At 63.9% G+C, this 25,155-nt stretch carries 22 protein-coding genes; 17 read left to right on the top strand and 5 right to left on the bottom strand.

What is annotated here, in order from left to right; genetic code table 11:
- The first annotated feature begins 2 nt into the window (after positions 1-2).
- The 3 genes from ACNFG0_RS04475 to ACNFG0_RS04465 are packed head-to-tail and all read left to right on the top strand — an operon-like array spanning position 3 to position 2,770.
- Entirely contained in the window at positions 3-1,022 is a 1,020-nt protein-coding gene (locus ACNFG0_RS04475; protein WP_196156598.1) for an ABC transporter substrate-binding protein, read from the top strand.
- Positions 1,023-1,028: 6 nt separating this feature from the next.
- Positions 1,029-1,892: an ABC transporter ATP-binding protein gene (locus tag ACNFG0_RS04470; protein ID WP_416764086.1), complete on the top strand. Its 864-nt coding sequence runs from the start codon at positions 1,029-1,031 to the stop codon at positions 1,890-1,892.
- 14 nt (positions 1,893-1,906) lie between these two features.
- Positions 1,907-2,770 carry an ABC transporter permease gene (locus ACNFG0_RS04465; RefSeq protein WP_196143831.1) on the top strand — a complete coding sequence of 288 codons (864 nt, stop codon included), beginning with the start codon at positions 1,907-1,909 and terminating at the stop codon, positions 2,768-2,770.
- A 180-nt stretch (positions 2,771-2,950) separates the two neighbouring features.
- Here ACNFG0_RS04465 and ACNFG0_RS04460 read toward each other — a convergent pair whose 3' ends face one another.
- The gene (locus ACNFG0_RS04460; protein ID WP_416764085.1) at positions 2,951-3,508 is read right to left on the bottom strand and encodes a WYL domain-containing protein; all 558 of its coding nucleotides are present in this window, start codon (positions 3,506-3,508) and stop codon (positions 2,951-2,953) included.
- 208 nt (positions 3,509-3,716) lie between these two features.
- Between ACNFG0_RS04460 and ACNFG0_RS04455 the strand changes: the two genes are divergently transcribed.
- The 8 genes from ACNFG0_RS04455 to ACNFG0_RS04420 all read left to right on the top strand — a co-directional run bounded on the left by ACNFG0_RS04455 (position 3,717) and on the right by ACNFG0_RS04420 (position 12,455).
- Positions 3,717-4,529: a tetratricopeptide repeat protein gene (locus tag ACNFG0_RS04455; protein WP_196143833.1), complete on the top strand. Its 813-nt coding sequence runs from the start codon at positions 3,717-3,719 to the stop codon at positions 4,527-4,529.
- A 165-nt stretch (positions 4,530-4,694) separates the two neighbouring features.
- A complete protein-coding gene (locus tag ACNFG0_RS04450; RefSeq protein ID WP_416764084.1) occupies positions 4,695-5,138 on the top strand; it encodes a MarR family winged helix-turn-helix transcriptional regulator in 444 nt (147 codons plus the stop codon).
- Entirely contained in the window at positions 5,135-7,222 is a 2,088-nt protein-coding gene (locus ACNFG0_RS04445; protein WP_416764083.1) for an FUSC family protein, read from the top strand. Before ACNFG0_RS04450 ends, ACNFG0_RS04445 begins: the two co-directional genes overlap by 4 nt.
- On the top strand, positions 7,219-7,431 hold the full coding sequence (locus ACNFG0_RS04440; RefSeq protein WP_084856592.1) for a DUF1656 domain-containing protein: 213 nt from the start codon (positions 7,219-7,221) through the stop codon (positions 7,429-7,431). Before ACNFG0_RS04445 ends, ACNFG0_RS04440 begins: the two co-directional genes overlap by 4 nt.
- Positions 7,428-8,303, top strand: a complete 876-nt coding sequence (locus tag ACNFG0_RS04435; RefSeq protein ID WP_196143837.1) for an HlyD family secretion protein — start codon at positions 7,428-7,430, stop codon at positions 8,301-8,303. The genes ACNFG0_RS04440 and ACNFG0_RS04435 overlap by 4 nt, the downstream gene beginning before the upstream one ends.
- The gene (locus ACNFG0_RS04430) at positions 8,300-9,721 is read left to right on the top strand and encodes an efflux transporter outer membrane subunit (RefSeq protein WP_416764082.1); all 1,422 of its coding nucleotides are present in this window, start codon (positions 8,300-8,302) and stop codon (positions 9,719-9,721) included. The genes ACNFG0_RS04435 and ACNFG0_RS04430 overlap by 4 nt, the downstream gene beginning before the upstream one ends.
- A 197-nt stretch (positions 9,722-9,918) precedes the next feature.
- Positions 9,919-11,862 (top strand): FTR1 family protein, encoded by a 1,944-nt coding sequence (locus ACNFG0_RS04425; protein ID WP_416764081.1) that lies wholly within the window; start codon positions 9,919-9,921, stop codon positions 11,860-11,862.
- Positions 11,863-12,002: 140 nt separating this feature from the next.
- Positions 12,003-12,455 (top strand): YaiI/YqxD family protein, encoded by a 453-nt coding sequence (locus ACNFG0_RS04420; RefSeq protein WP_196143840.1) that lies wholly within the window; start codon positions 12,003-12,005, stop codon positions 12,453-12,455.
- A gap of 128 nt (positions 12,456-12,583) precedes the next feature.
- On the opposite strand, the gene elbB is transcribed toward ACNFG0_RS04420, so the two are convergent.
- On the bottom strand, positions 12,584-13,252 hold the full coding sequence (gene elbB / locus ACNFG0_RS04415; protein WP_196154529.1) for an isoprenoid biosynthesis glyoxalase ElbB: 669 nt from the start codon (positions 13,250-13,252) through the stop codon (positions 12,584-12,586).
- Positions 13,253-13,406: 154 nt separating this feature from the next.
- Positions 13,407-14,030 carry a DedA family protein gene (locus ACNFG0_RS04410; protein ID WP_416764080.1) on the bottom strand — a complete coding sequence of 208 codons (624 nt, stop codon included), beginning with the start codon at positions 14,028-14,030 and terminating at the stop codon, positions 13,407-13,409.
- Positions 14,031-14,513: 483 nt separating this feature from the next.
- Here ACNFG0_RS04410 and ppk1 point away from each other — a divergent pair, with 483 nt between their 5' ends.
- A complete protein-coding gene (ppk1, locus tag ACNFG0_RS04405; RefSeq protein ID WP_416764093.1) occupies positions 14,514-16,685 on the top strand; it encodes a polyphosphate kinase 1 in 2,172 nt (723 codons plus the stop codon).
- A gap of 123 nt (positions 16,686-16,808) precedes the next feature.
- Here ppk1 and ppx read toward each other — a convergent pair whose 3' ends face one another.
- Positions 16,809-18,311 carry an exopolyphosphatase gene (gene ppx / locus ACNFG0_RS04400; RefSeq protein ID WP_416764092.1) on the bottom strand — a complete coding sequence of 501 codons (1,503 nt, stop codon included), beginning with the start codon at positions 18,309-18,311 and terminating at the stop codon, positions 16,809-16,811.
- Between the two features lie 247 nt (positions 18,312-18,558).
- Between ppx and trxA the strand changes: the two genes are divergently transcribed.
- The 5 genes from trxA to ACNFG0_RS04375 all read left to right on the top strand — a co-directional run bounded on the left by trxA (position 18,559) and on the right by ACNFG0_RS04375 (position 24,042).
- Complete coding sequence (trxA, locus tag ACNFG0_RS04395) at positions 18,559-18,885, top strand: thioredoxin TrxA (protein ID WP_012274768.1); 327 nt, start codon at positions 18,559-18,561, stop codon at positions 18,883-18,885.
- A 327-nt stretch (positions 18,886-19,212) separates the two neighbouring features.
- Positions 19,213-20,472, top strand: coding sequence for a transcription termination factor Rho (rho, locus tag ACNFG0_RS04390; protein WP_043212134.1), 1,260 nt, complete (start codon positions 19,213-19,215; stop codon positions 20,470-20,472).
- A 208-nt stretch (positions 20,473-20,680) separates the two neighbouring features.
- Positions 20,681-22,147: a 4-hydroxy-3-polyprenylbenzoate decarboxylase gene (gene ubiD / locus ACNFG0_RS04385; protein ID WP_023382977.1), complete on the top strand. Its 1,467-nt coding sequence runs from the start codon at positions 20,681-20,683 to the stop codon at positions 22,145-22,147.
- Entirely contained in the window at positions 22,147-23,115 is a 969-nt protein-coding gene (locus ACNFG0_RS04380; protein ID WP_416764079.1) for a CDP-6-deoxy-delta-3,4-glucoseen reductase, read from the top strand. The genes ubiD and ACNFG0_RS04380 overlap by 1 nt, the downstream gene beginning before the upstream one ends.
- Before the next feature lie 276 nt (positions 23,116-23,391).
- On the top strand, positions 23,392-24,042 hold the full coding sequence (locus ACNFG0_RS04375) for a gamma-glutamylcyclotransferase (protein WP_416764078.1): 651 nt from the start codon (positions 23,392-23,394) through the stop codon (positions 24,040-24,042).
- Positions 24,043-24,175: 133 nt separating this feature from the next.
- Here the strand turns inward: ACNFG0_RS04375 and ACNFG0_RS04370 are convergent, their stop codons facing one another.
- Positions 24,176-25,153: an NADPH:quinone oxidoreductase family protein gene (locus ACNFG0_RS04370; RefSeq protein WP_196143847.1), complete on the bottom strand. Its 978-nt coding sequence runs from the start codon at positions 25,151-25,153 to the stop codon at positions 24,176-24,178.
- Between the last annotated feature and the right edge of the window lie 2 nt (positions 25,154-25,155).

The raw sequence follows: 25,155 nt of genomic DNA, 5'->3' as shown, positions 1-25,155 counted from the left end.
TCATGCGCAAATCCATCAGCCGCCTGGCAACAAGCATTGGCTTGGGCGTCACCCTGGTCGTCGGTAGCCTGGGCGCCCCGGCTGCGGCCCAGGCCGAAGGCAAGATCCGTATCGCCGAACAGTTTGGCATCGTCTACCTGCTGCTCAACGTGGTCCGCGACCAGCAGTTGATCGAGAAGCATGGCAAGGCGCAGGGCATCGACATCCAGGTCGACTGGGCGCAGCTCTCCGGCGGTGCGGCGATCAATGACGCGCTGTTATCCGGTTCGGTGGACATCGCTGGTGCAGGTGTCGGCCCCCTGTTGACCGTATGGGACCGCACCAAGGGGCGGCAGAACGTCAAGGCAGTGGCCTCGCTGGGCAATTTCCCGTACTACCTGGTCAGCAGCAACCCGAACGTGAAAACCATCGCCGACCTTGGCGCCAGCGACCGCATCGCCGTACCGGCGGTCGGCGTCTCGGTGCAGTCGCGCTTCCTGCAGTATGCCGCGGCCCAGCAGTGGGGCGACAAGGAATACGCCCGCCTGGACAAGTACACCCTGGCCGTGCCGCATCCGGACGCCACCGCAGCCTTGCTGGCCGGCGGCACCGAGCTCAACGGGCACTTTTCCAACCCGCCGTTCCAGGACCAGGTGCTAGCCAACAAGAACGTCCACGTGGTGCTCAACAGCTACGACCTGCTCGGCCCGAACTCACCGACCTTGCTGTTCGCCACCGAGCAGTTCCGCAAGGACAACCCCAAGACCTACAAGGCCTTCGTCGACGCGCTGGCCGAAGCCGCCGAGTTCGCCCAGAAAGACAAGGCCGCCGCTGCCGATACCTACATTCGCGTGACCAAGGCCAAGATCGACCGCGACACGCTGATCAAGCTGATCGACAACCCGCAATACGAGTTCACCGTCACGCCGAAGAACACCTACAAGCTGGCCGAGTTCCTCTACCGGGTCGGCGCCATCAAGCACAAGCCCGAGTCGTGGAAGGATTACTTCTTCCAGGACGAACGCCCGCTGCAAGGGAGCTGATCGACGATGACCGCCCCACTGCCAGGCCACGCGGCCAGCAACTTGAGCTATGTCGCCACACCCGCGCTGCTACAGGTGAACGACCTGAGCCTTGAATACCGCACCGCCCAGCGTGTGGTACGGGCCACTCACCAGGTCAGCTTCGAAATCGATCATGCCGACCGCTTCGTCCTGCTGGGGCCTTCCGGTTGTGGCAAGTCCACGCTGCTCAAGGCCGTGGCCGGGTTCATCGAGCCCAGGGAAGGGCAGATCCTGCTCCAGGGGCAGCCGGTCAAGGGCCCTGGGCCCGACCGTATCGTCGTGTTTCAGGAGTTCGACCAGCTGCCACCGTGGAAAACGGTGAAGCAGAACGTCATGTTCCCGCTGCTGGTGGGCGGCCAGATCAAGCGCGCCGAGGCCGAGGAGCGGGCGCTGCATTACCTGGACAAGGTAGGCCTGGCCAACTTTGCAGATGCCTACCCGCACACGTTGTCCGGCGGCATGAAGGCACGGGTGGCCATTGCCCGGGCACTGGCCACCCAGCCGAAGATCCTGCTGATGGACGAGCCTTTCGCCGCGCTCGACGCCCTGACCCGTCGCAAGATGCAGGAGGAGCTGCTGCACCTGTGGGAAGAGGTGCGCTTCACATTGCTGTTCGTTACCCACTCCATCGAGGAAGCATTGGTGGTCGGCAACCGCATCCTGCTGCTTTCGCCCCATCCGGGGCGGGTGCGCGCGGAAGTGCACAGCCACCAGTACAGCTTCGGCAGCCTGGGCGGTGTCGACTTCCAGGCCAGCGCGCGGCGGATCCACCGCCTACTGTTCGACCAGGCTCCAGAGGCGCAGGCCGCAGCGGAGCTTGGTTTCAACGATATCCGCATCGCCTACTGACAGGAGCCTGTGCCATGACGACCCTACCTGCACGCCAGGAATACGAAGTGCAGCTGGCGCCACTGCCGGATGTGACGCTCGAACGGCGGCTGCCCCTGGCCCAACGCCTCTGGCAACAAGGCTGGTTGCGCAAGGCTGTGATCCTGCTGGTATTGGCGGCGATCTGGGAAGGTATTGCCCGCTATCAGGGCAATGATTTGCTACTGCCCAGCTTCCTGCAGACGACCACGGCGCTGTGGGACGGCCTGCTCAGCGGGGAGTTGCCGGCCAAGGTGGGCGTTTCGCTGGTGGTGCTGCTCAAGGGCTATGTGCTGGGGATTGTCCTGGCTTTTGGCCTGACCAGCCTGGCAGTATCGACCCAGTTCGGCCGTGACCTGCTCGGCACCCTGACCTCGATGTTCAACCCGCTGCCGGCGATTGCGCTGCTACCCCTGGCGCTGTTGTGGTTTGGCCTGGGGGACAACAGCCTGATCTTCGTCCTGGTGCATTCGGTGCTCTGGGCGCTGGCGCTCAACACCTATGCCGGGTTCCTCGGCGTTTCGCAGACCCTGCGCATGGCCGGGCGCAACTATGGTCTGCGCGGCTTGCGCCTGGTGCTGCATATCCTGGTGCCAGCGGCGCTGCCGTCGATTCTCTCGGGGCTCAAGATCGGCTGGGCCTTTGCCTGGCGCACATTGATCGCCGCCGAACTGGTGTTCGGTGCCAGCAGCGGCAAGGGCGGATTGGGCTGGTACATCTTCCAGAACCGTAACGAGCTATACACCGACAAGGTATTCGCCGGGTTGGCCGTGGTGATCGTCATCGGCTTGCTGGTCGAAGGGCTGGTGTTCAACAGCCTGGAGCGGGTGACCGTGCGACGCTGGGGAATGCAGCGTTAGATACGTTGGTCAGGGGCGGCTTCGCGCCCCTTCGCAGCGCAAGGTGTGGGAGCCAACTGTCTTGAGTTGCTTGCCCCGGTCCTATCGCTGGCAAGCCAGCTCCCACAGGTACAGCGGTGTCTCTGAAAACAGCGCAGGCCTGGTGGGCGGGCTGTCCCGCGATAGGGCCTACACCGGTGCCTACTCCTTATACAACGCCGCTGCACTGTTCAGCGTCTGCGCAATCTCCTCGCGCAACGCCAGCGGCCGCTCCACCACCAGCCCACCCCCTTGGCTCAACAGCCACCAACGCAGCGGCCCGCCATCGCTGACCGTGGCCCGCAGGCGGTGGCCATGGTCCAGTGCGGTGAGCTGCATGTCGCGGGTCAGCGGAGCCTCGCGCAACTGCCGAGCCAGTTCATCGCTGATCCAGGCCTGCAGCGTGATGCCTGCCTCTTGCACCGGCTGTAGCGCATCGCTGCGCAAGTAACCGTGCAGGTCGAAATTACCCCGCAGTTCACCCACGGCGCTGGCCGACCAATGCCAGCCGTACGGGATGCTCTTGTCGTTGCGCTCCAGCGGGAAGATCAGCGACAGCTCATTGAGGTCCCGCTCGATCGTGCGTTTGCTGACACTGAAGCCCACATCACGCAGGCGCCAGACCAGCTCGGTACTGGTGATCCCCGGGGAGCGGCTGGGCAGTTGGCGCAGCAGCGCCCATTGTCGGCTGAGGGTGGCTCGGGTGGTGGCGAACGGCAAAACGAAACGTCCTTGTCTAGGGTTGCTGCAATAGCATGGCGGCTGTCATGGATGCATGGCAATTAGCCATTGCTCTGCTCAGATCAAGGAACCGACGTTTGGTTGCCTGGTTTCGATTCGTTCGCGACAGGTTTTGACGTGCCGTTGCGCAGAATCTCTGGCTCGCACAGTCGCGGTCGGAGCTGTGGATCGTTCAATGAGGATGAACATGTCTGCTGCCAGCAATATCCATTCGCTGCTTGCGCGCCTTCTACCCGAGCGGGTCACGCCAGCCCCGGCACGCCATGCCTTGCGTCATCGGCAATTCGTCGGTATCGGCCTGCCCAGCCAGCCGACACTGCCGGGCGAGCGCGCCAGGCTGGTCTCCCGCCTGGACGAGTCGAGCGACCCTTTGGAGGTCTACCGCGACCTGCGGGGCCAGGCACTGGAAGGCAGCGTGGCAGCGCTCAATGACCTGGGCTGGATCTGGCTCAACGGCAAATACTGGCGCGCCGATACGCTGCTGGCCGGGCACCTGCTGCGCATGGCGGCCATGCAAGGCGACGCCATGGCCTGGTTCAACCTGGGCCAGCAGCATTATTTCGGTAAAGGCGTGAAGGTGTCCTACAGCCAGGCCGCCGAATGCTATCGGCACGCCTTCGAGCGGGGCATGTGCCATGCCGCGGCGGCCTTGGGCGATCTCTATGAAGAAGAGGTGTGCGACCCGACCTTGCATTGGCAGGTCGACCTGACCGAAGCCTGCCAGTGGTTCCTGCGTGGTGCCGAACAGGGCGAGCCCCGTTGCCGCTTCGAAGTGGGCTATCGGTTGCTGCATGGGGTGCATGTGCAAGTCGATGCCAAGGCTGCGTTGTACTGGCTGGAATTGGCAGCCGCAGCGGGCGTGATGCAGGCTGCAGAGGAACTGGCGGTGCACTACAGCCGCCGTGACGGCGCCCGTTACTTGAGCTGGCGCGACCAGGCGATCGAAATGGGCAGTGCCCTGGCGCTGACCATGAAGCTGGAAGACCAGGTCCAGGGCTGAAGCCAGGCCGCGTACCTTGTGGTTGATCATCCAACCTTCCGGGCTGCGCTGCCTCTGTATGAACAACAATTCATCCAGGCAATCCGTCGCCCCCGGTTGACGACAGGGGGAGGGCAGAGCGTAATATTGATAGTTAGCAAACTATGAATATCCTCGGTTCCTCACATGACACTTGATGCACTGCACATGAAAATCAGCAGCGGCATGGTCGTGGCTGCCCGTCATTGGCGACGCATCTGCCAGGCGGCGCTGACCGGCTACGGCATTTCCGAGGCCTGCGCCGTACCGCTGCTGATGATCGTGCGCCTGGGCGATGGCGTGCACCAGGTGGCGGTGGCCCAGGCTGCGGGCCTGGAAAGCCCGTCGTTGGTACGCCTGCTCGACCAGCTGTGCAAGGCCGGCCTGGTGTGCCGCAGTGAAGACCCCCTGGACCGCCGCGCCAAGGCCTTGAACCTGACCGTCGATGGCCGCGCGCTCGCCGAGTCCATCGAAGGTGAACTGGTACGCCTGCGCCGGGAAGTCTTGCAGGGTATCGACCAGGCGGACCTGGAGGCGACCCTGCGCGTCATCCAGGCCTTCGAAACAGCCGGTCAGGTGAACCCGGCATGAACGGTTTCTTCAGCTCGGTGCCGCCGGCCCGCGATTGGTTCTACGGCGTGCGGACCTTCGCCGCGTCCATGATCGCTTTGTACATCGCCTTGCTCATGCAGCTACCGCGCCCTTACTGGGCCATGGCGACGGTGTACATCGTCTCCAGCCCTTTCGTCGGCCCTACCAGCTCCAAGGCCTTGTACCGTGCCCTGGGCACGCTGCTCGGGGCAGGCGGCGCAGTGCTGCTGGTCCCGCCCCTGGTGCAGTCGCCGGCTTTATTGGCCGTGGCCATCGCCCTATGGACGGGCACTTTGCTGTTCCTCTCGCTGAACCTGCGCACGGCCAACAACTACGTGTTGATGCTGGCTGGCTACACCTTGCCGATGATCGCCCTGGCCGTGGTGGACAACCCCTTGGCGGTGTTCGACGTAGCGTCTTCCCGCGCCCAGGAGATTTGTCTGGGCATCGTCTGTGCGGCGGTGGTCGGCGCGATCTTCTGGCCCCGTCGCCTGGCCCCGGTGGTGCTGGGCTCGACCAACAGCTGGTTCAACGAAGCGATCCGCTACAGCGACACCTACCTGGCCCGTGATGTGGCCGCCGACAAGGTTGGCGGCATGCGGGCCACGATGGTCGCCACCTTCAACAGCCTGGAAATGATGATCGGCCAGCTTGGGCATGAAGGCGCAGGGCCCCATACCGTGAAGAACGCCCGCGAGCTGCGCGGGCGGATGATCCACCTGCTGCCGGTGATCGACGCCCTGGACGATGCCTTGGTCGCACTGGAAGGCCGCGCCCCGGCCCAGTTCGCGCAGATCCAGCCGCTGCTGGAGGCGGCCCGTGGCTGGCTCGAGGGCACGGCCGAAGATGCCTCGCTGGCGCGCTGGAGCGCCCTGCACGAGCAGCTCGAGCGCTTGCAACCCAGTGCGGCGGCGCTAGACCAGCGTCACGCGCTGCTGCTCTCCAACGCCTTGTACCGCCTGACCGAATGGGTCGACCTGTGGCAGGACTGCTGCACCTTGCAGCACGCCCTGCGCAAGGATGACGCCACGCCCTGGCGTGCGGTGTATCGGCACTGGCGCCTGGGCCGCCTGACGCCCTTCTTCGACCGTGGCCTGATGCTGTACTCGGTGTTTTCCACCGTCACCGCGATCATCGTCGCCAGTGGCCTGTGGATCCTGCTTGGCTGGAACGACGGCGGCAGCGCGGTGATCCTCGCTGCGGTGGCCTGCAGCTTCTTCGCTGCCATGGACGACCCGGCCCCGCAGATCTACCGGTTCTTCTTCTGGACACTGATGTCGGTGATCTTCTCCAGCGTCTATCTGTTTCTGGTACTGCCCAACCTGCACGACTTTCCGATGCTGGTGCTGGCCTTCGCCGTGCCGTTCATCTGCGTCGGCACGCTCACCGTGCAGCCGCGGTTCTACCTGGGCACGCTGTTGACCATCGTCAACACCGCTACCTTCATCAGCATCCAGGGTGCCTACGACGCGGACTTCCTGACCTTCATCAATGCCAACATGGCCGGCCCGGTCGGCTTGCTGTTCGCCTTCATCTGGACCCTGCTGCTGCGCCCGTTTGGCGTGGAGCTGGCGGCCAAGCGCCTGACCCGCTTCAGCTGGCGCGACATCGTCGAGATGACCCAGCCGGCGACGCTGGCCGAGCACCGCCACGTGGGTGTGCAAATGCTCGACCGCTTGATGCAGCACCTGCCGCGTCTGTCCCAGACCGGCCAGGACAGCGGCGTGGCGCTGCGCGACCTGCGCGTTGGGCTCAACCTGCTGGATTTGCTGGCCTACATGTCGCGGGTGGGAGAACAGGCTCGTGAGCGCCTGCAGACCGTGGTCGAGGAAGTGGGCGCTCACTACGCCGCCTGCCTGCGCGCCAATGAGCGTCTGCACGCTCCGTCGGCGCTGCTGCGCAACATGGAGCGCGCCCGCCAGGCCCTGGCCCTGGATGCCCAGCATGAGCGTGGCGATGCCCGCGTGCACCTGCTACATGCCCTGAGCGGCCTGCGCCTGGCCCTGTTGCCTGGCATCGAAGTGATGCTCGAGCCTGCCGACCAACCGCAACTGCCCCCCGGCATCGATGGAGCGCCCTTGTGATCGGTGATCTGGATATCAGCGGGGTGTTCCTGCCCACGCTCTTGGTGATGATGGTCTTCACCTACCTGTTGTTCCTGGGCGTGCACGCCGTGTTGGTGCGCCTGCAGTTCTACCGCCTGGTCTGGCACCGGGCGCTGTTCAACGTTGCCCTTTACGCCGTGCTGCTTGGCGCGGTGGATCACTTTTGCCGAAACCTGATGGTGCCATGAAAAAACCGTTGTTGACCCTGGGCCGTGTGGTCCTGACATTGCTGGTGGTGACCTTCGCAGCCGTGCTGGTCTGGCAGATGGTCGTGTATTACCTGTTCGCGCCCTGGACCCGTGACGGGCACATCCGTGCCGACGTGATCCAGATCGCCCCGGACGTCTCCGGGCTGATCCAGAAGGTAGAGGTGCGCGACAACCAAATGATCAAGCGCGGCGATGTGCTGTTCACCATCGACCAGGACCGCTTCACCCTGGCCTTGCGCCAGGCCAGGGCGACCCTGGCCGAACGTGAGGAGACCCTGGCCCAGGCCTCTCGTGAGGCGCGACGCAACCGGAAGCTGGGCAACCTGGTGGCGGCCGAGCAGCTGGAGGAGAGCCAGTCCCGCGAAGCCCGCGCCCGCTCGGCGGTCAACGAGGCCCAGGTGGCGGTGGACACTGCCCAGCTCAACCTCGACCGCTCGGTGGTGCGCAGCCCCGTCGACGGCTACCTCAACGACCGCGCGCCCCGTGCCCATGAATTCGTCACCGCCGGCCGGCCGGTGCTGTCGGTGGTCGACAGCGCCTCCTACCACGTCGATGGCTACTTTGAAGAGACCAAGCTCGGCGGTATCCACATCGGCGATGCCGTGGATATCCGCGTGATGGGCGACAACACCCGGCTGCGCGGCCACGTGCAAAGCATGGCTGCCGGCATCGAGGACCGTGACCGCAGCAGCGGCGCCAACCTGCTGCCCAACGTCAACCCGGCGTTCAGCTGGGTACGCCTGGCCCAGCGCATCCCGGTACGCATCGCCTTCGACGAGGTGCCCGAGAACTTTCGCATGATCGCCGGGCGTACCGCCACGGTGTCGATCGTCGAGGGCCAACGGCCATGAAATACCTGATGGTGGCTGGCTTGGCGCTGTCCCTGGGGGCGTGCGCCCTGGTCGGCCCGGACTACCAAGTGCCCAAGGATGCTGCCGTGCAGCGCAGCGACCTCAACGGCCCACTGCGCCAGGACCCAGGCAGCGTGGTTTCGGCGCCGGTACCGGAGAACTGGTGGCAGCTGTACCAGGACCCGCGCCTGAACGACTTGGTGCGCCAGGCCCTGGCTGCCAACACCGAGCTGCGCGTGGCGGCGGCCAATATCGCCAAGGCCCGTGCGCAGGTCGAGGTGGCCGAGGCCCAGGGTGGCTTCGAGGGTGGCCTCAAGCTCGGCGCGCAGCGCCTGCAGGAGTCTGGCGAGGCGTTCCTGCTGCCGGAGAAAGTACCTGTGGCCAACATCGGCGAGGCCATTATCAGTGCCTCCTACCAGTTCGACCTGTGGGGCACCTTCAAGCGCGGCACCGAGGCGGCCAAGGCCAATGCCGATGCGGTGCAGGCCGCAGCTGACACCGCGCGCATCACCTTGGTGGCGGACGTGGTCAAGGCATACACCCAGGTGTGCTCGGCCAACGAGGAATATCACATTGCCCGCCAGTCCCTCGACCTGCAGGAGCAGAGCGTGCAATTGAACCAGCGCCTGCGCGATGCCGGGCGCGGCGACGAAACCCAGGTCACCCGCTCGCAGACCCAGTTCAAATCCCTGCGCGCCGAGCTGCCGCGCTTCAAGGCCGAGCGCGAAGCGGGCCTGTATACCCTGGCGGCGCTGCTGGCCAAACCGGTCGAGCAATTGCCTGCCGGTACGGCAGAATGTGCCGAGTTGCCGCATATCGGCCAGCTGATCCCGGTGGGTGACGGCGCCGCGTTGCTCAAGCGTCGCCCGGACGTACGCCAGGCCGAACGCCAGCTCGCCGCCGCCACTGCCACCATCGGCGTGGCCACGGGCGCGTTGTACCCGGATATCAGCATCGGTGCCCAGGTCGGCACCATCGGTATCCTCGAGAACCTGGGTGATCCTTCGACCAACCGTTGGGGCTTCGGCCCGCAGATCAGCTGGAACATCCCCACCAACGGCACCCGTGCCCGTATCCGCGAGGCCGAAGCCTCCACCCAGGCGGCGCTGGCCCACTTCGATGGCGTGGTGCTCAATGCCATCCGCGAGACCCAGACCCGCCTGGCCCAGTACAGCGCCTTGCTGGACCGCCGCGACGCCCTGGCCGACGCCGAGCGCTCGGCAAAGGAGTCGGCCGAGCAGACCCACCTGCGCTATCAGGCCGGGCGCGAGTCATTCCTGGCCGACCTGCAGGCTACCCGGGCCTATACCGATGTCCGTGCGCAGCTGGCGGCGGCCAATAGCCAAGTGGCCATGGGGCAGATCGGTGTATTCCTGGCGCTGGGTGGCGGCTGGAAAGACAGTCCCGCCAAACCCTGATGCCCCAATCGCGGGACAAGCCCGCTCCCACAGGACCCTGCTCGTCGCCACGATAGCGACCAACGCATTCTCTCTGTAGGAGCGGCCTTGTGCCGCGAATCGAGGGCAAAGCCCTCGCCGACCACTCGAAGATTTGTCACAAGATTTTTCATGAAATCCGCCCGCGAGCCTTGAGCGAAAAGGAGTGGAAGTGAACAATGTTCTCTTTCGCATTTCCTTCGAGACTGGCCATGACTTCCCGTTTCCGTCTGTTCGCCTGGCTGCCTGCCTTGTTGCTGGCGCCAGTGTTGGCCCTGTGCAGCACCTTGGCACTCGCTGAATCCCCCGCCGAGGCCGCCAAGGCCTTGCACCTGCTCGACTACATCGGTGCCGACTACCCGCCGACCGTGCACGACGGCAAGGTGGTGGACGAGGGCGAATACCGCGAGCAGCAAGAGTTCAGCACCGTGCTGGCCGACTTGCTCAAAGGCCTGCCGGAAAATGCCGAACGCCCAGGGCTGGAGCAAGGCGTCGCGGCACTGCGCCAAGCCATCGATCAGCGCCAGGACGGCGCGCTGGTCGCCAGGCAGGCTCGCCAGTTGGGTGCGCGCCTGGCCGTCGCCTATGAGGTCAGCCAGGCACCGATCATCACCCCCGACCCGGCCCGCGGTGCCGCGTTATATGCGCAGAACTGCGCGATCTGCCATGGCGAAAGCGGTGCTGGCGACGGCCCTGCCGGGCTCGGGCTGGAGCCACCGCCTGCCAACCTGCGCAGTGTCGAGCGGCTCGACCAGTTGAGCCTGTTCGACCTTTACAACACCCTGGCGCTGGGCATCGACGGCACCGAGATGCCGTCGTTCGCCGATCAGCTCGACGAGCGTCAGCGCTGGGATGTGGCGGCCTACGTGGCAAGCCTGACCGCCGACCCGAAGGCCGCCAAGGCGGACAAGGCCTGGAACCTGGCCGACCTGGCACGCCAGACGCCCGCCGAGGTCGCGGCCAGCGAAGGTGCCGATGCCGTGGCCGCCTTCCGCGCCCAGCGGGCCCAACCGCCGCAGGTCCAGCGGGGCCCGGCGCAGTTGCTCGAGTACACCGCCAGTACCTTGGACAAGAGCCTCGCCGCCTACCGCAATGGAGATCATGACCAAGCCTATGACCTGTCGGTAGCCGCTTACCTGGAAGGCTTCGAACTGGTCGAAAGCTCCCTGGACAACATCGATACCCAAGCCCGCAAGGACACCGAAAAAGCCCTGATGGCCTACCGCCAGGCCCTGCAAGACGGCCTGCCGGTCGCCCAGGCCGAACAACGCCTGGCCGAGGCCAAGGGCAAGCTCGAGGGCGCGGCGAAGTTGTTGGGCAGCGATGGGCTGAGCTGGTCGCTGAGCTTCGTGTCTGGCCTGCTGATCCTTCTGCGCGAAGGGCTCGAGGCGATCCTGGTGCTGGCCGCGATCTTGGCCTTCCTGCGCAATACCGGCCAGCAGTCGGCCGTGCGCAGCGTCAATATCGGCTGGGCCCTGGCGTTGGTCGCAGGCTTTGCCACCTGGGCCTTGGCGGCCTATGTGATCGACGTCGGCGGCGCCCAGCGCGAACTGCTGGAAGGTTGCACGGCACTGTTCGCCGCCGTGATGGTGCTGTGGCTTGGCGTGTGGATGCATGACCGGCGCCATGCCGCAGCCTGGCAGGACTACATCAAGAGCAGCCTGGTCAGCGGTGGCGGGCGCTTCGGCTTTGCCGTGCTGGCGTTCTTCTCGGTGTACCGCGAGTTGTTCGAGGTGATCCTATTCTACGAAACCCTGTGGCTGCAGGCAGGCCCTGCTGGCCACAATGCCGTACTGGCCGGTGGCGCCACGGCGTTGGTGCTGCTGGTGGGCCTGGCCTGGGTGATCCTACGCGGCTCGGCCAAGTTGCCGCTGGCGCTGTTCTTCAGCATCAACGCGGCGCTGCTGTGTGCGCTGTCGGTGGTGTTCGCCGGGCATGGCGTCAAGGCGCTGCAGGAAGCCGGCGTGCTGGGAACCCGGCCGGTGCCGTTCTTCGAGTTCGATTGGCTGGGCATCCATGCCGACGCCTACTCGCTGGGCGCGCAGGTGGTGGCATTGCTGGCTATCGTTGTGCTGTACGGGCGTAGCCGCCTGGCCGAAAAGCGCCGGCCTGCGGCGAGCTGAAACCGTACAATGGGCACTTTCAGCCCCTGGGGTTGTTTCGCCGCCCAGTCGTGATTCAAGGCCGCTCTCCTTTGCCGGAGCGGCCTTGTGCCGCGATTGCAGGGTGAAGCCCTCCACCGATTGCCAAGGAATACTTCCCCATGCGTGTATGGATCGATGCCGACGCCTGCCCCAAGGCGGCCAAGGACCTGATCGTCAAATTCGCCCTCAAGCGCAAGTTCGAGGTCGTCCTGGTGGCTGGCCAGGCCCAGATCAAGCCCGCGTTCGCCTGTGTGCGGCTGATCGTGGTCCCTAGCGGCATGGACGCGGCCGATGATTACCTGGTGGAAAACGCCGTGCCGGGCGAGCTGGTGATCTGCAGCGACGTGCCGCTGGCCGATCGGCTGATCAAGAAAGGTGTAGCAGCGCTGGACCCACGAGGGCGTGAATTCGACGAGCGCAACATGGGCGAACGGCTGGCTGTGCGCAACCTGTTCACCGAGCTGCGCGAGCAAGGGCAGGTCGGGGGAGGACAGGCGCCTTATGGCGAGCGGGAGAAACAGGCGTTCGCCAATGCGCTGGACCGGATACTGACCCGGTTATCCAAAGGTTGAATGGGCTGCCTTGCAGCCCATCGCGGGACAAGCCCGCTCCCACAGGGCATGGGCGATCTCTACGGAAGACCTGTAGGAGCGGGCTTGCCCCGCGATGGCCAGGGGGGGGGCGCTACCGCATGAGGTGATTACTGCTCACCCTCATGCGTCAGCTCCAGCACCCGGTCCACCAGTTTGTAGATGCCGCCGGCCGCCTCGCTGATCGACTGGGCGAGCATGTAGGCCGGTGTGGTCACCAGCTTGCGCTGGGTATCCTCGACGATGTCATGCACATCGCATTCCTCGTGCGTGCCGCCCATCTTCACCACCGCTGCGCTGGTGTCGGCATCGCTACCGATGGTGCAGACCACGCCCGGTCCATAGATCTTCGCCGCCAAAGCCGGGGAAATGCACATCAGACCAACCGGCTTGCCGGCTTCGGCAAAGGCTTCGGCCAGGGCCAGGACGTCCGGGTTCACCGTGCAGTTGGTGCCTTCGACGGCAAAGTTCGAGAGGTTCTTCGCCGCGCCGAAGCCGCCTGGGACGATCAAGGCGTCGAAGTCCTCGACCTTGGCCTCGCGGATATCCTTGATGTCACCGCGGGCGATGCGCGCCGACTCTACCAGCACGTTGCGCGATTCCGGCATTTCCTGGCCGGTCAGGTGGTCGATCACGTGCATCTGCGCGATGTTCGGCGCGAAGCACTGCACCTGGGCGCCGCGCTGGTCCAGGCGCAGCAGGGTGATCACGCTTTCATGGATTTCGGCGCCATCGTAGACGCCGCAGCCAGACAGAATCACCGCAACTTTTTTTTGCATGCTCATTACTCCAGTGTCGAGGCGCTAACTGTCCTCTAGTTTGGCAGAACTCGTCACAGGGTTTCCCGCGCAGAGACCGAAATCCTGTCTATTTGGAGTGCAGCGGCGGGGGCATGTTCATTATCCGAACAGCGCATGGGATGGCGCGAGCGCACTAGTGTCGGTCTGTGCCCTGCTCCCGGGAAACCGCCTCCGAGGCTTGGCCCGCTGCCGCCGCCTTGCGCTCGGCACGCAGGGTGCGGAAGCGTCGGCGCAGCCAGAGCAGGCCACCCAGCAGCAACAGGCCGCCGAGTACCCAGAGCTCGTACTTCTTGACGTTGCCCAGCATGCCTTCGAGGATGGCGCCGAAATGGTAGGCCGCCGCGCCCAGGGCCAAGGCCCAGACTGCCGCACCGATGCCGTTGAGCAGCAGATAGCGGCGTGGCGGGTAGCCGGACAGGCCGATGGCAACCGGCATTACCGTGCGCAGGCCGTAGACGAAGCGAAAGCTCAGCACCCAGATGTCCGGATGGCGCCTGATATGGTCCAAGGCCCGGTCGCCCATCGCCTGCCAGCGCGGCTTGCGTGCCAGGATCGCGCGGCCATGGCGACGGCCCATGAAGTACCACAGCTGGTCACCGGCATAGCTGCCGAAGAACGCCGTGAGCACCACCAGATTGATGTCCATGTAACCGCGGAACGCAAGGAAGCCCGCAAGAACCAGGATGGTCTCGCCTTCAAAAAACGTGCCGAGAAAAAGGGCAAAATAGCCGAAATCCTGCAGGAATTGTTGAAGCATTTTCTGGGGTGCTAGCGAAATGAACGCGAAGCCTACCCCTTCGCGCGCAATCGGGAAAGTGTCGAAATGTGTCTCGGCGTGAACATTTCCTACCCTGACAATGGCTTCGGCCGTCAGTCACAAGGTGCCTTTGGCTGTCATCCAGGCGTCATAATGGCTGCTTATAACTGTCGCGCCAGCCCGCCCGTGCGGGTTCAGGAGCCTTATCGTGAGCTTGCCTCGCTGCCTTTTCGTCCCGGGTCGCCTCCTTGCGCCGCGACGGTCGGTCCCAGTTTCCGCTTGGCGGGACCGCAAAAATGACAAAGCGGCCTTTTCGCGCCGCAATGGACTTCAAACCGGCGAACACCGATGGCATCCTGGCTCATTTCACCGCGCGTGCCGCTCAATTATCGAGAGGGCCGTAACGCCCTCCAGGAACGTCAGATGAATAACGAAGTGCTAACACCTGTCGCGATCAAGGATGCCCAGGCGGTTCCCGAAGAAATGGTACAGACCCCGCCGGACCTGCCGGAGGCTGCGCAACCTGTAGCCGAAACCGCAGTTCCAGCGCCTGCACCGGCTCCGGCGGTCACTATTCCGAGCCTGGACGACAGCAGCCTGTACATTCATCGCGAGCTTTCGCAGCTGCAGTTCAACATCCGTGTGCTGGAGCAGGCGCTGGACGAGTCCTACCCGCTGCTCGAGCGCTTGAAATTCCTGCTGATCTTCTCCAGCAACCTGGACGAGTTCTTCGAGATCCGCGTGGCGGGCCTGAAGAAGCAGATCACCTTCGCCCGCGAACAGGCCGGAGCCGACGGCCTGCAGCCGCACCAGGCCCTGGCGCGCATCAGCGAGCTGGTGCACAGCGAGGTGGAGCGCCAGTATGCGATCCTCAACGACGTGTTGCTGCCGGAGCTGGAAAAGCACCAGATCCGCTTCATCCGCCGTCGCCACTGGAACACCAAGCTCAAGACCTGGGTGCGCCGTTTCTTCCGCGACGAGATCGCACCGATCATCACCCCGATCGGCCTCGACCCGACCCACCCGTTCCCACTGCTGGTCAACAAGAGCCTGAACTTCATCGTCGAGCTCGAGGGTGTCGATGCCTTCGGCCGCGATTCGGGCCTGGCCATCATCCCGGCCCCACGCCTGTTGCCGCGGGTCATCCGCGTGCCGGAGGAAGTCGGCGGCAGCGGCGACAACTTCGTGTTCCTGTCGTCGATGATCCACGCCCATGCCGATGATCTGTTCCAGGGCATGAAGGTCAAGGGTTGCTACCAGTTCCGCCTGACCCGCAACGCGGACTTGGCGCTGGACTCCGAGGATGTCGAAGACCTGGCCCGCGCCCTGCGCGGCGAGTTGTTCTCGCGTCGCTACGGAGATGGCGTGCGCCTGGAAGTGGCCGACAATTGCCCGAAACACCTGTCCGATTACCTGCTCAAGCAGTTCAGCCTGAGCGAAAGCGAGCTGTACCAGGTCAATGGCCCGGTCAACCTGACCCGTCTGTTCAGCATCACCGGGCTGGACAGCCATCCGGAGCTGCAGTACACGCCGTTCACCCCGGCCATTCCGAAGATTCTGCAAAACGCCGAAAACATCTTCAGCGTGGTCGGCAAGCAGGATGTGCTGCTGATGCACCCCTTCGAATCCTTCACCCCGGTGGTCGACCTGCTGCGTCAGGCCGCCAAGGACCCGCACGTGCTCGCGGTGCGCCAGACCCTGTACCGCAGTGGCGCCAACTCCGAGATCGTCGATGCGCTGGTGGATGCCGCGCGAAACGGCAAGGAAGTCACGGCGGTGATCGAGCTGCGCGCGCGTTTCGACGAAGAGTCCAACCTGCAGATGGCCAGCCGTCTGCAAGCCGCCGGCGCAGTAGTGATCTATGGCGTGGTCGGCTTCAAGACTCACGCCAAGATGATGTTGATCCTGCGCCGCGAACAGGGCGAGATCGTGCGCTATGCCCACCTGGGCACCGGCAACTATCACGCCGGCAACGCCCGCCTGTATACCGACTACAGCCTGCTGACCTCCGACGATGCCCTGTGCGAGGACGTCGGCAAGCTGTTCAGCCAGCTGATCGGCATGGGTAAGACCCTGCGCATGAAGAAGCTGCTCCATGCACCCTTCACGCTGAAGAAGGGCATGCTCGATATGATCGCGCGGGAAACCCAGTTCGCGGTCGAGGGCAAGCCGGCGCACATCATCGCCAAGTTCAACTCGCTGACCGACGCCAAGGTGATCCGTGCGTTGTACAAGGCCAGCCAGGCCGGTGTGCGCATTGATCTGGTGGTGCGTGGCATGTGCTGCCTACGCCCAGGCATCCCGGGGGTTTCGCACAATATCCAGGTGCGCTCGATCATCGGCCGCTTCCTGGAGCACACGCGGGTGTTCTATTTCCTCAATGGCGGCGAGGAGCAGATGTTCCTGTCCAGTGCCGACTGGATGGAGCGCAACCTCGACAAGCGTGTCGAGACCTGCTTCCCGGTGGAGGGCAAGAAGCTGATCTTGCGGGTGAAGAAGGAGCTCGAAGGCTACCTCACCGACAATACCCATGCATGGATCTTGCAGCCGGACGGGCGCTACGTGCGCAGCACGCCGACGGGCAACCAGAACCCGCGCAATGTCCAGGCGGCCTTGCTCGAGCGCCTGAGCAACCCGGTGCTCAACGTACGCTAGACATGCGGCCCTTTCTTCGTGGCACAAGGCTGTTCCTACAGGGTATTGCGCTCTCTGTAGGAGCGGCCTTGCGCCGCGAAACGGGGGCGAAGCACCCCGCCAACGTCTACGCCGAGTTCGAACCTAACGCACGCTAAGCACGAAACCGACCCGCGCCAACCACTGCGCCTCGTTGGCGAAGTCGGCCTGGGTCAGCTGGTTTTCTTCCAGCCAGCCCTCGGGGAACACGACTTCCAGGCTTTCGTCGCCGGCATGCAGCTCCACTTTCGGCATCTGCTGGGTACCGCGGATGTGGTGGAACAGGATGGCGAAGCGCAGCAGTACGCACAGGCGGATCAACTGGATGCCTTCGTCACCGAATTCGGCGAACTTGTCCTTGGGGATATTACGGCGGTGGCCGCGCACCAGCAGCGCCAGCATTTGCTGGTCTTCCCGGGAGAAGCCGGCCAGGTCGGAGTGCTCGATCAGGTAGGCGCCATGCTTGTGGTAATGGTAGTGGGCGATATCCAGGCCAATCTCGTGAACCTTGGCTGCCCAGCTCAGTAGATCGCGCCAGTTTCCTTCCTCGAGGTTCCATGCCTTGGCCACTTGGTCGAACGCATGCAATGCCTTGCGCTCGACCCGTGCCGCCTGGCCGTTGTCCACGTGGTAGCGTTCCATCAGCGAGTTCAGCGTGCGCTCGCGCACGTCTTCGTGGTGGTGGCGGCCCAGCAGGTCGTACAGTACGCCTTCGCGCAGGGCGCCGTCGCAGTGGTCCATGCGTTGCAGTTCCAGGGCGTCGAAGATAGCCTCCAGAATGGCCAAGCCCGCCGGGAAGATGGCGCGGCGGTCCGGCTTGACGCCATCGAAGTCGATCTTGTCGGTCTCGCCCAGTTTGAACAGCTTGCGCTTGAGCGCGGCCAGGCCGTCGGCGTTGACCTCGCCGCTGCCCATGCCGTTGGCCTTGATGGCAGCGCCGATGGCGCGGATGGTGCCCGAGGAGCCAATGGCCTCGTCCCAGGTCAGGCGGTGCAGGGCGTTCTCGATGCTCATCAGCTCCAGGCGCGCGGCGGTGTAGGCCTGGGCATAGCGCGCCGGGGTGATCTTGCCATCACGGAAATAGCGCTGCGTGAAGCTGACGCAGCCCATCTGCAGGCTTTCACGCAGCAGCGGCTCGAAGCGTTGGCCGATAATGAACTCGGTGCTGCCGCCGCCGATATCGGCGACCAGGCGCTTGCCGGGTGTGTCGGCCAGGGTATGGGAGACGCCCAGGTAGATCAGGCGCGCTTCCTCGCGGCCGGAAATCACCTCGACCGGGTGGCCGAGGATGGCTTCGGCGCGCTGGATGAATTCATTGCGGTTGCGGGCTTCGCGCAGGGCGTTGGTGCCGACGATGCGCACGGCGCCCGCAGGCATGCCGTTGATCAGTTGGGCGAAGCGCTTGAGGCAGTCCAGGCCCCGTTGCATGGCTTCTTCGCTGAGCTGGCGTTCTTCGTTGATGCCGGCGGCCAGCTGCACTTTTTCCCCGAGCCGCTCGAGAATGCGGATTTCGCTGAGGTGGGCCTTGGCCACGACCATGTGGAAACTGTTGGAGCCAAGGTCGATGGCGGCGATCAGAGACAGGTTCTTCGCGGTGGTATGCGGCATGATCTCGATGTTCTCGGTCGATAACCCAGCAATCCTGCCATGATCCATGGCTCGCGCCAACGCATTACAATGTTGGTTCTTGATGCAGGGCAAGGTGCCACGCAGTGCCATGACAGGTATATGTCTGCTTCGATACGTGGCGTCTTGCACAACTATAGTTACCCTCAATCGCCAGCGACTTCCTGTAGGGCGTAGCTGAGGCTATGATGGGCAACGTTTTTTATTGCTTACGACCTTGGAGATTTCCATGAGCGACAAAATCAAACACGTCACCGACGCCAGCTTCGAAGCCGATGTACTGCAGGCTCAAGGCCCGGTGCTGGTCGACTACTGGGCTGAATGGTGCGGCCCATGCAAGATGATCGCTCCGGTCCTGGACGACATCGCTGCCACCTACGAAGGCAAACTGACCGTCGCCAAGCTGAACATCGACGAAAACCAGGAAACCCCTGCCAAGCACGGCGTGCGCGGCATCCCGACGCTGATGCTGTTCAAGAACGGCAACGTCGAGGCGACCAAGGTCGGCGCCCTGTCCAAATCCCAGCTGGCTGCGTTCCTCGACGCCCACCTGTGATGTGAAAGGCCCCGCGAATGCGGGGCTTTTTTTGGCCCGAAGGGCTTGTGGGAGCGGGTTCGCCCGTGTATTCATCGTTAAACCCACTGCCGCCTTCATGGGTAAACCCGCGTTCACGGGGCACAATTTACCCAGCCAAAACCACTAGACGTCGAAAAAAGCAAGTGTTACATTCGGCCTCGCACTGCTTCTCCAGTGCCCTCTGCACGCCGTCGCCGAAGCATCCCTAATTCGAATCAGTACGCGATCCTGTCGCCATCTTGCGGCGCGGCCTCATTAAGCCAACGCTTAATTTCTCCCTTCTTACATGATTACGTCACTCCCCTTATGAACCTGACAGAACTCAAGCAAAAGCCGATTACCGATCTGCTGGAAATGGCCGAACAGATGGGCATCGAAAACATGGCCCGTTCGCGCAAGCAGGACGTGATTTTCGCCCTGTTGAAGAAGCACGCGAAAAGCGGCGAAGAGATCTCGGGTGACGGCGTGCTGGAAATTCTCCAGGATGGTTTCGGTTTCCTGCGTTCGGCAGATGCGTCCTATCTGGCCGGCCCTGACGACATCTACGTCTCGCCCAGCCAGATCCGTCGCTTCAACCTGCGCACCGGCGACACCATCGTCGGCAAGATCCGCCCGCCGAAGGAAGGGGAGCGTTACTTCGCCCTGCTGAAGGTCGACACCATCAACTTCGACCGTCCGGAAAACGCGAAGAACAAGATCCTGTTCGAGAACCTGACGCCGCTGTTCCCGAACGAACGTCTGAAGATGGAGGCCGGCAACGGTTCCACCGAAGACCTCACCGGTCGTGTCATCGACCTGTGCGCTCCGATCGGCAAAGGCCAGCGTGGCCTGATCGTCGCTCCGCCGAAAGCGGGCAAGACCATCATGCTGCAGAACATCGCGGCCAACATCACCCGTAACAACCCCGAGTGCCACCTGATCGTCCTGCTGATCGACGAGCGCCCGGAAGAAGTGACCGAGATGCAGCGCACCGTGCGCGGCGAAGTGGTCGCCTCCACCTTCGACGAGCCGCCGACCCGCCACGTGCAGGTTGCCGAGATGGTCATCGAGAAGGCCAAGCGCCTGGTCGAGCACAAGAAGGACGTGGTCATCCTGCTCGACTCCATCACCCGTCTGGCCCGTGCCTACAACACCGTGATCCCGAGCTCCGGCAAGGTGCTGACCGGTGGTGTCGACGCCCACGCCCTGGAAAAGCCAAAGCGCTTCTTCGGTGCTGCTCGTAACATCGAGGAAGGTGGTTCGCTGACCATCATCGCCACCGCGCTGGTCGAAACCGGCTCGAAGATGGACGAAGTGATCTACGAAGAGTTCAAGGGTACCGGCAACATGGAGCTGCCGCTGGACCGTCGCATTGCCGAGAAACGCGTGTTCCCGGCCATCAACATCAACAAGTCCGGTACCCGTCGCGAAGAGCTGCTGACCGCCGACGACGAACTGCAGCGCATGTGGATTCTGCGCAAGCTGCTGCACCCGATGGACGAAGTCGCTGCCATCGAATTCCTGGTCGACAAGCTCAAGCAGACCAAGACCAACGACGAGTTCTTCCTGTCGATGAAGCGCAAGTAAGCGTTTCAAGCTGGAATTGATTGGGGCTGCTTCGCAGCCCATCGCGGCGCGAGGCCGCTCCTACGGGGATCACGCCGATCCTGTAGGAGCGGGCTTTGTCCCGCGATGGGGCGCGAAGCGGCCCCGATTCATTTTCGCCCCCAACAAAACGCCGAACGGCGCTACACTCAGCACCCCCGACCGATACGGCCAACCACGAGGCACATGCATGCAGTATCGCGACTTGCGCGACTTCATCCGTGGCCTGGAACAGCGCGGTGAACTCAAGCGCATCCAGGTTCCGATCTCCCCTGTCCTGGAAATGACCGAAGTCTGCGACCGCACGCTGCGCGCCAAGGGCCCGGCACTGCTGTTCGAAAAGCCCACCGGCTTCGACATGCCGGTGCTGGGCAACCTGTTCGGCACGCCGGAGCGCGTGGCCATGGGCATGGGGGCCGAATCGGTCGATGAGTTGCGCGAAATCGGCAAGCTGCTGGCCTTCCTCAAGGAGCCAGAGCCGCCGAAGGGCTTGAAAGACGCCTGGTCCAAGTTGCCGATCTTCAAGAAGGTCGTGTCCATGGCGCCTAAAGTGGTCAAGGACGCGGTATGCCAGGAAGTGGTGGTCGAAGGCGAAGACGTCGACCTCACCCAGCTGCCTATCCAGCATTGCTGGCCGGGCGATGTGGCGCCGCTGATCACCTGGGGTCTGACCGTCACCCGCGGCCCCAACAAGGACCGCCAGAACCTGGGCATCTACCGCCAGCAGCTGATCGGCCGCAACAAGGTGATCATGCGCTGGCTGAGCCACCGCGGCGGTGCCCTGGACTACCGGGAATGGTGCGAAAAGCACCCCGGCCAACCGTTCCCCGTGGCCGTGGCCCTGGGCGCGGACCCGGCGACCATCCTCGGCGCCGTGACGCCGGTGCCTGACACCCTGTCCGAATATGCCTTCGCCGGCCTGCTGCGCGGCAACCGCACTGAACTGGTCAAGTGTCGGGGCAGCGACCTGCAGGTGCCTGCTACCGCCGAGATCATTCTCGAAGGCGTGATCCACCCGGGCGAAATGGCCCCGGAAGGCCCTTATGGCGACCACACCGGCTATTACAACGAAGTGGACAGCTTCCCGGTGTTCACCGTCGAGCGCATCACTCACCGCCAGAAGCCGATCTACCACAGCACCTACACCGGCCGTCCACCGGATGAGCCGGCGATTCTGGGTGTGGCACTGAACGAAGTGTTCGTGCCGATCCTGCAGAAGCAGTTCCCGGAAATCGTCGACTTCTACCTGCCGCCTGAAGGGTGCTCGTACCGTATGGCGGTGGTGACCATGAAAAAGCAGTACCCGGGTCACGCCAAGCGCGTGATGCTGGGTGTTTGGTCGTTCCTGCGACAGTTCATGTATACCAAATTCGTTATCGTCACCGACGACGACATCAACGCCCGCGACTGGAACGATGTGATCTGGGCCATCACCACGCGCATGGACCCCAAGCGTGATACGGTGATGATCGACAACACGCCGATCGACTACCTGGACTTCGCGTCACCGGTATCGGGCCTGGGGTCGAAGATGGGCCTGGATGCCACCCACAAGTGGCCGGGCGAGACTACACGCGAATGGGGTCGTGCCATCGTCAAGGACGAGGCCGTCACCCGCCGTATCGATGAGCTGTGGGATCAGTTGGGAATAGATTGATGCAGGTAACCTTGCAGCCGTCCGGGGCGGTATTGGCGATCGAGCCCGGGGAGAGAATTCTGGACGCCGCGCGGCGCCTGGGCTACGACTGCCCGAACAGCTGCCGCAACGGCAATTGCCACGTCTGTGCCGCCTTGCTGGTGGAAGGGCGGGTGCGCCAGGAAGGTGAAGTGCGCGACCATGGCGAGCTGTTCACCTGCATTGCCGAGCCACTGGAAGACTGCGTGCTGCTCTGGGACGGCGTACTGGCCCGGGGCGAGCTGCCGGTGCGCAAGCTGGCCTGCACCGTGAGCGAATGCGTGGAGGTCGGTGGCGACGTCTGGCGCGTGCGCCTGCGTGCACCTGCTGGCAAGCCGCCCCGCTACCATGCCGGGCAATACCTGATGATCGAGCGCGACGGCGCCGACAAGGCCGCCTTCTCCCTGGCCTCGGCGCCTCATGGCGGGCGAAACCTGGAACTGCACGTGCTGGCGCGGGAAAACAGCGCCTTGCAGTTGCTGGCCCAATTGCGGCGCGACGGTGTCGCGCGCATCGAAATGCCGTTCGGCGACACCCATTTGGCCGAGCTGCCGGACGGGCCGCTGGTGCTGATCGCCGCGGGTACCGGCATGGGCCAGATGCACAGCCTGGTCGAGCACTGCCGTGCCCAAGGGTTCAAGCACCCGGTGCACCTCTATTGGGGGGTGCGTCGGCCCGAGGATTTCTACCAGATCGAGCATTGGGCCGAATGGCAGCGCCTGCCCAACCTGTTCTTGCACAAGGTAGTGAGCGATCTGTGCAGCTGGGAGGGGCGCTGCGGGTTGCTGCACGAGGCGGTCTGTGAAGACATCGCCGACCTGAACCAAGTGCATGTCTATGCCAGCGGCTCGCCGAACATGGTCTATGCCACCCTGGACGCGCTGGTCGAGGCGGGCATGGACGCGCACCGCATGCGCGCCGATGTGTTTGCCTACGCCCCCCGGGGCTGAAAGTACACGGCACACTGCAACGGTGTGCCGATCTTTATAACTCGAGTTGCCTGAAAGGATGATAAGGCGCTTATTCTTGCTGGCGCCGTTAATAACATTCTCCTTTCACGGAACAATACCTGTCTATATTGATTTCATGGCAATCAAGTGCGGGGCGCAGGCCGTGCAAAGGGCTTGAACGCACAGTGCTTTCTGCCGTACGGTAAGTGCAGCGAAGCGCCATTGCGATACAGTGACGGCCTTCGGAAGTTTACGGGGAATCATGGCGGCAGCATCATGTCGACACTTGAAAGTTCGTCCTGGCAAGTAACTTACCCTCCTTCGCTGGATTTTGGGCAGCAACTGACCCGCGATCAATTGCACCATTCAATGAAACTGACCATGTCGCGTCATGAGGGCGGGCCGGTCTGGTTGTTCGCCTATGGGTCATTGATCTGGCGGCCGGAGTGCAATTCGGTCGAGCGTCAGCGGGCCCGCGTGCATGGCTATCACCGGGGCCTGTATTTGTGGTCCCACGAGCACCGTGGTACACCGGAATGTCCTGGCTTGGTCTTCGGGTTGGATCGAGGCGGCTCGTGCAGCGGCTTTGCCTACCGCCTGGATGAAAGCAACCTGGACGATTCGTTGATGGCCCTGTGGCAGCGAGAGATGCCTTATCCCGCCTATCGGCCGCATTGGCTCAGTTGCCGGCTGGGTAATGGCAGCAAGGTCCAGGCGCTGGGCTTCGTGTTGGAGCGTCACCTGCCGTGCTATGCCGGGAATCTGCCGGACACCTTGCTCAGCCAGATCCTGGCCAGTGCCAAGGGCCGTTACGGGACGACGCGGGACTACGTCGAGCAGACCCTGAACGCCTTGCGCAGCCACCAAATGCCCGATCGCAACCTGGAGGCGCGGTTCCGTCGGTGCCATGGCCTGCGTGAGGTGTAGGCAGGTTTGGCCCAATCGCGGGACAAGCCCGCTCCCACAGGGGCTGCACAGCAGCCCTCGCTCCCACAGGGGCTGCATTGCTCGCCTGTAGGAGCGGCCTTGTGCCGCGATGGGCTGTGAAGCAGCCCCAGGCCTAGCGAGCCACCACCACCAATTTGCCCACCGCCTGGCGCTGCGCCAACCGCTCGATGGCCACCCCGGCTTCGGCCAACGGATACGTCTGCGATACCAGCGGCTTGAGCTTGCCCTCGGCATGCCAGGCAAACAGCTGGCGGAAATTGGCCGCATTGTCCTCGGGCTGGCGCTGGGCGAAGGCGCCCCAGAACACCCCCACCACCGCAGCGCCCTTGAGCAATGCCAGGTTCACCGGCAACTGCGGGATGGTCCCGCTGGCAAAACCCACCACCAGCAACCGCCCGTTCCAGGCCAGGCCGCGCACCGCCTGCTCGAACAGCTCGCCGCCCACCGGGTCGTAGACCACATCCACGCCCTGACCGCCGGTCAGGCGCTTGATCTCGTCCCGCAAGCTGGCCTGGCCGTAATCGATCAGCTCATCGGCTCCCGCTGCCTTGGCCACCGCGAGTTTTTCGCCGCTGCTGGCGGCGGCGATCACCCGGGCGCCCATGGCCTTGCCGATCTCCACGGCCGCCAGGCCAACGCCTCCGGATGCGCCCAGTACCAACAGCGTCTCGCCTGCCTTGAGCTGGCCACGTTGGGCCAGCGCATGCATGGAAGTGCCGTAGGTCATGCCGAAGGCCGCAGCGGTGGTGAAATCCAGGGTGGCGGGCATCGGCAGCACGTTGTAGAAGGGCACGGCCACCTGCTCGGCGAAGGCTCCCCAGCCGGTCAGGGCCATGACCCGGTCACCGACCTTGAAACCGCCGGCCTTCTCCCCGACGGCTGCGACCACACCGGCTGCCTCGCAGCCTGGCGAGAAAGGCAGGGGCGGTTGGAACTGGTACTTGCCTTCGATGATCAAGGTATCGGGGAAGTTGACGCCCGCGGCGTGCACATCCAGCAAGATCTCGTTGCGCTTGGGCGCCGGGCTCGCCACCTCATCGAGCACCAGGTCGCGTGCCGGGCCGAGGGTCTTGCACAACACTGCTTTCATCG

Origin of the sequence: Pseudomonas sp. NY15372 (genome assembly GCF_048068215.1) — a bacterium.
GTDB lineage: Bacteria > Pseudomonadota > Gammaproteobacteria > Pseudomonadales > Pseudomonadaceae > Aquipseudomonas > Aquipseudomonas guariconensis_A.
The sequence above is the reverse complement of the archived record's forward strand: the minus strand, read 5'-3'. Positions and strand labels throughout refer to the sequence as shown.

Coding starts and splice junctions, on each gene's coding strand:
- ACNFG0_RS04420 (WP_196143840.1), top strand. CDS start 12,003: ATGCGTGTATGGATCGATGCCGACGCCTGCCCCAAGGCGGCCAAGGAC.
- ACNFG0_RS04380 (WP_416764079.1), top strand. CDS start 22,147: ATGCAGGTAACCTTGCAGCCGTCCGGGGCGGTATTGGCGATCGAGCCC.
- ACNFG0_RS04430 (WP_416764082.1), top strand. CDS start 8,300: ATGAAATACCTGATGGTGGCTGGCTTGGCGCTGTCCCTGGGGGCGTGC.
- trxA (WP_012274768.1), top strand. CDS start 18,559: ATGAGCGACAAAATCAAACACGTCACCGACGCCAGCTTCGAAGCCGAT.
- ubiD (WP_023382977.1), top strand. CDS start 20,681: ATGCAGTATCGCGACTTGCGCGACTTCATCCGTGGCCTGGAACAGCGC.
- ppk1 (WP_416764093.1), top strand. CDS start 14,514: ATGGTACAGACCCCGCCGGACCTGCCGGAGGCTGCGCAACCTGTAGCC.
- ACNFG0_RS04470 (WP_416764086.1), top strand. CDS start 1,029: ATGACCGCCCCACTGCCAGGCCACGCGGCCAGCAACTTGAGCTATGTC.
- ACNFG0_RS04435 (WP_196143837.1), top strand. CDS start 7,428: ATGAAAAAACCGTTGTTGACCCTGGGCCGTGTGGTCCTGACATTGCTG.
- elbB (WP_196154529.1), bottom strand. CDS start 13,252: ATGCAAAAAAAAGTTGCGGTGATTCTGTCTGGCTGCGGCGTCTACGAT.
- ACNFG0_RS04455 (WP_196143833.1), top strand. CDS start 3,717: ATGTCTGCTGCCAGCAATATCCATTCGCTGCTTGCGCGCCTTCTACCC.
- ACNFG0_RS04370 (WP_196143847.1), bottom strand. CDS start 25,153: ATGAAAGCAGTGTTGTGCAAGACCCTCGGCCCGGCACGCGACCTGGTG.
- ACNFG0_RS04375 (WP_416764078.1), top strand. CDS start 23,392: ATGTCGACACTTGAAAGTTCGTCCTGGCAAGTAACTTACCCTCCTTCG.
- ACNFG0_RS04410 (WP_416764080.1), bottom strand. CDS start 14,030: ATGCTTCAACAATTCCTGCAGGATTTCGGCTATTTTGCCCTTTTTCTC.
- ACNFG0_RS04450 (WP_416764084.1), top strand. CDS start 4,695: ATGACACTTGATGCACTGCACATGAAAATCAGCAGCGGCATGGTCGTG.
- ACNFG0_RS04465 (WP_196143831.1), top strand. CDS start 1,907: ATGACGACCCTACCTGCACGCCAGGAATACGAAGTGCAGCTGGCGCCA.
- ppx (WP_416764092.1), bottom strand. CDS start 18,311: ATGCCGCATACCACCGCGAAGAACCTGTCTCTGATCGCCGCCATCGAC.
- rho (WP_043212134.1), top strand. CDS start 19,213: ATGAACCTGACAGAACTCAAGCAAAAGCCGATTACCGATCTGCTGGAA.
- ACNFG0_RS04445 (WP_416764083.1), top strand. CDS start 5,135: ATGAACGGTTTCTTCAGCTCGGTGCCGCCGGCCCGCGATTGGTTCTAC.
- ACNFG0_RS04475 (WP_196156598.1), top strand. CDS start 3: ATGCGCAAATCCATCAGCCGCCTGGCAACAAGCATTGGCTTGGGCGTC.
- ACNFG0_RS04425 (WP_416764081.1), top strand. CDS start 9,919: ATGTTCTCTTTCGCATTTCCTTCGAGACTGGCCATGACTTCCCGTTTC.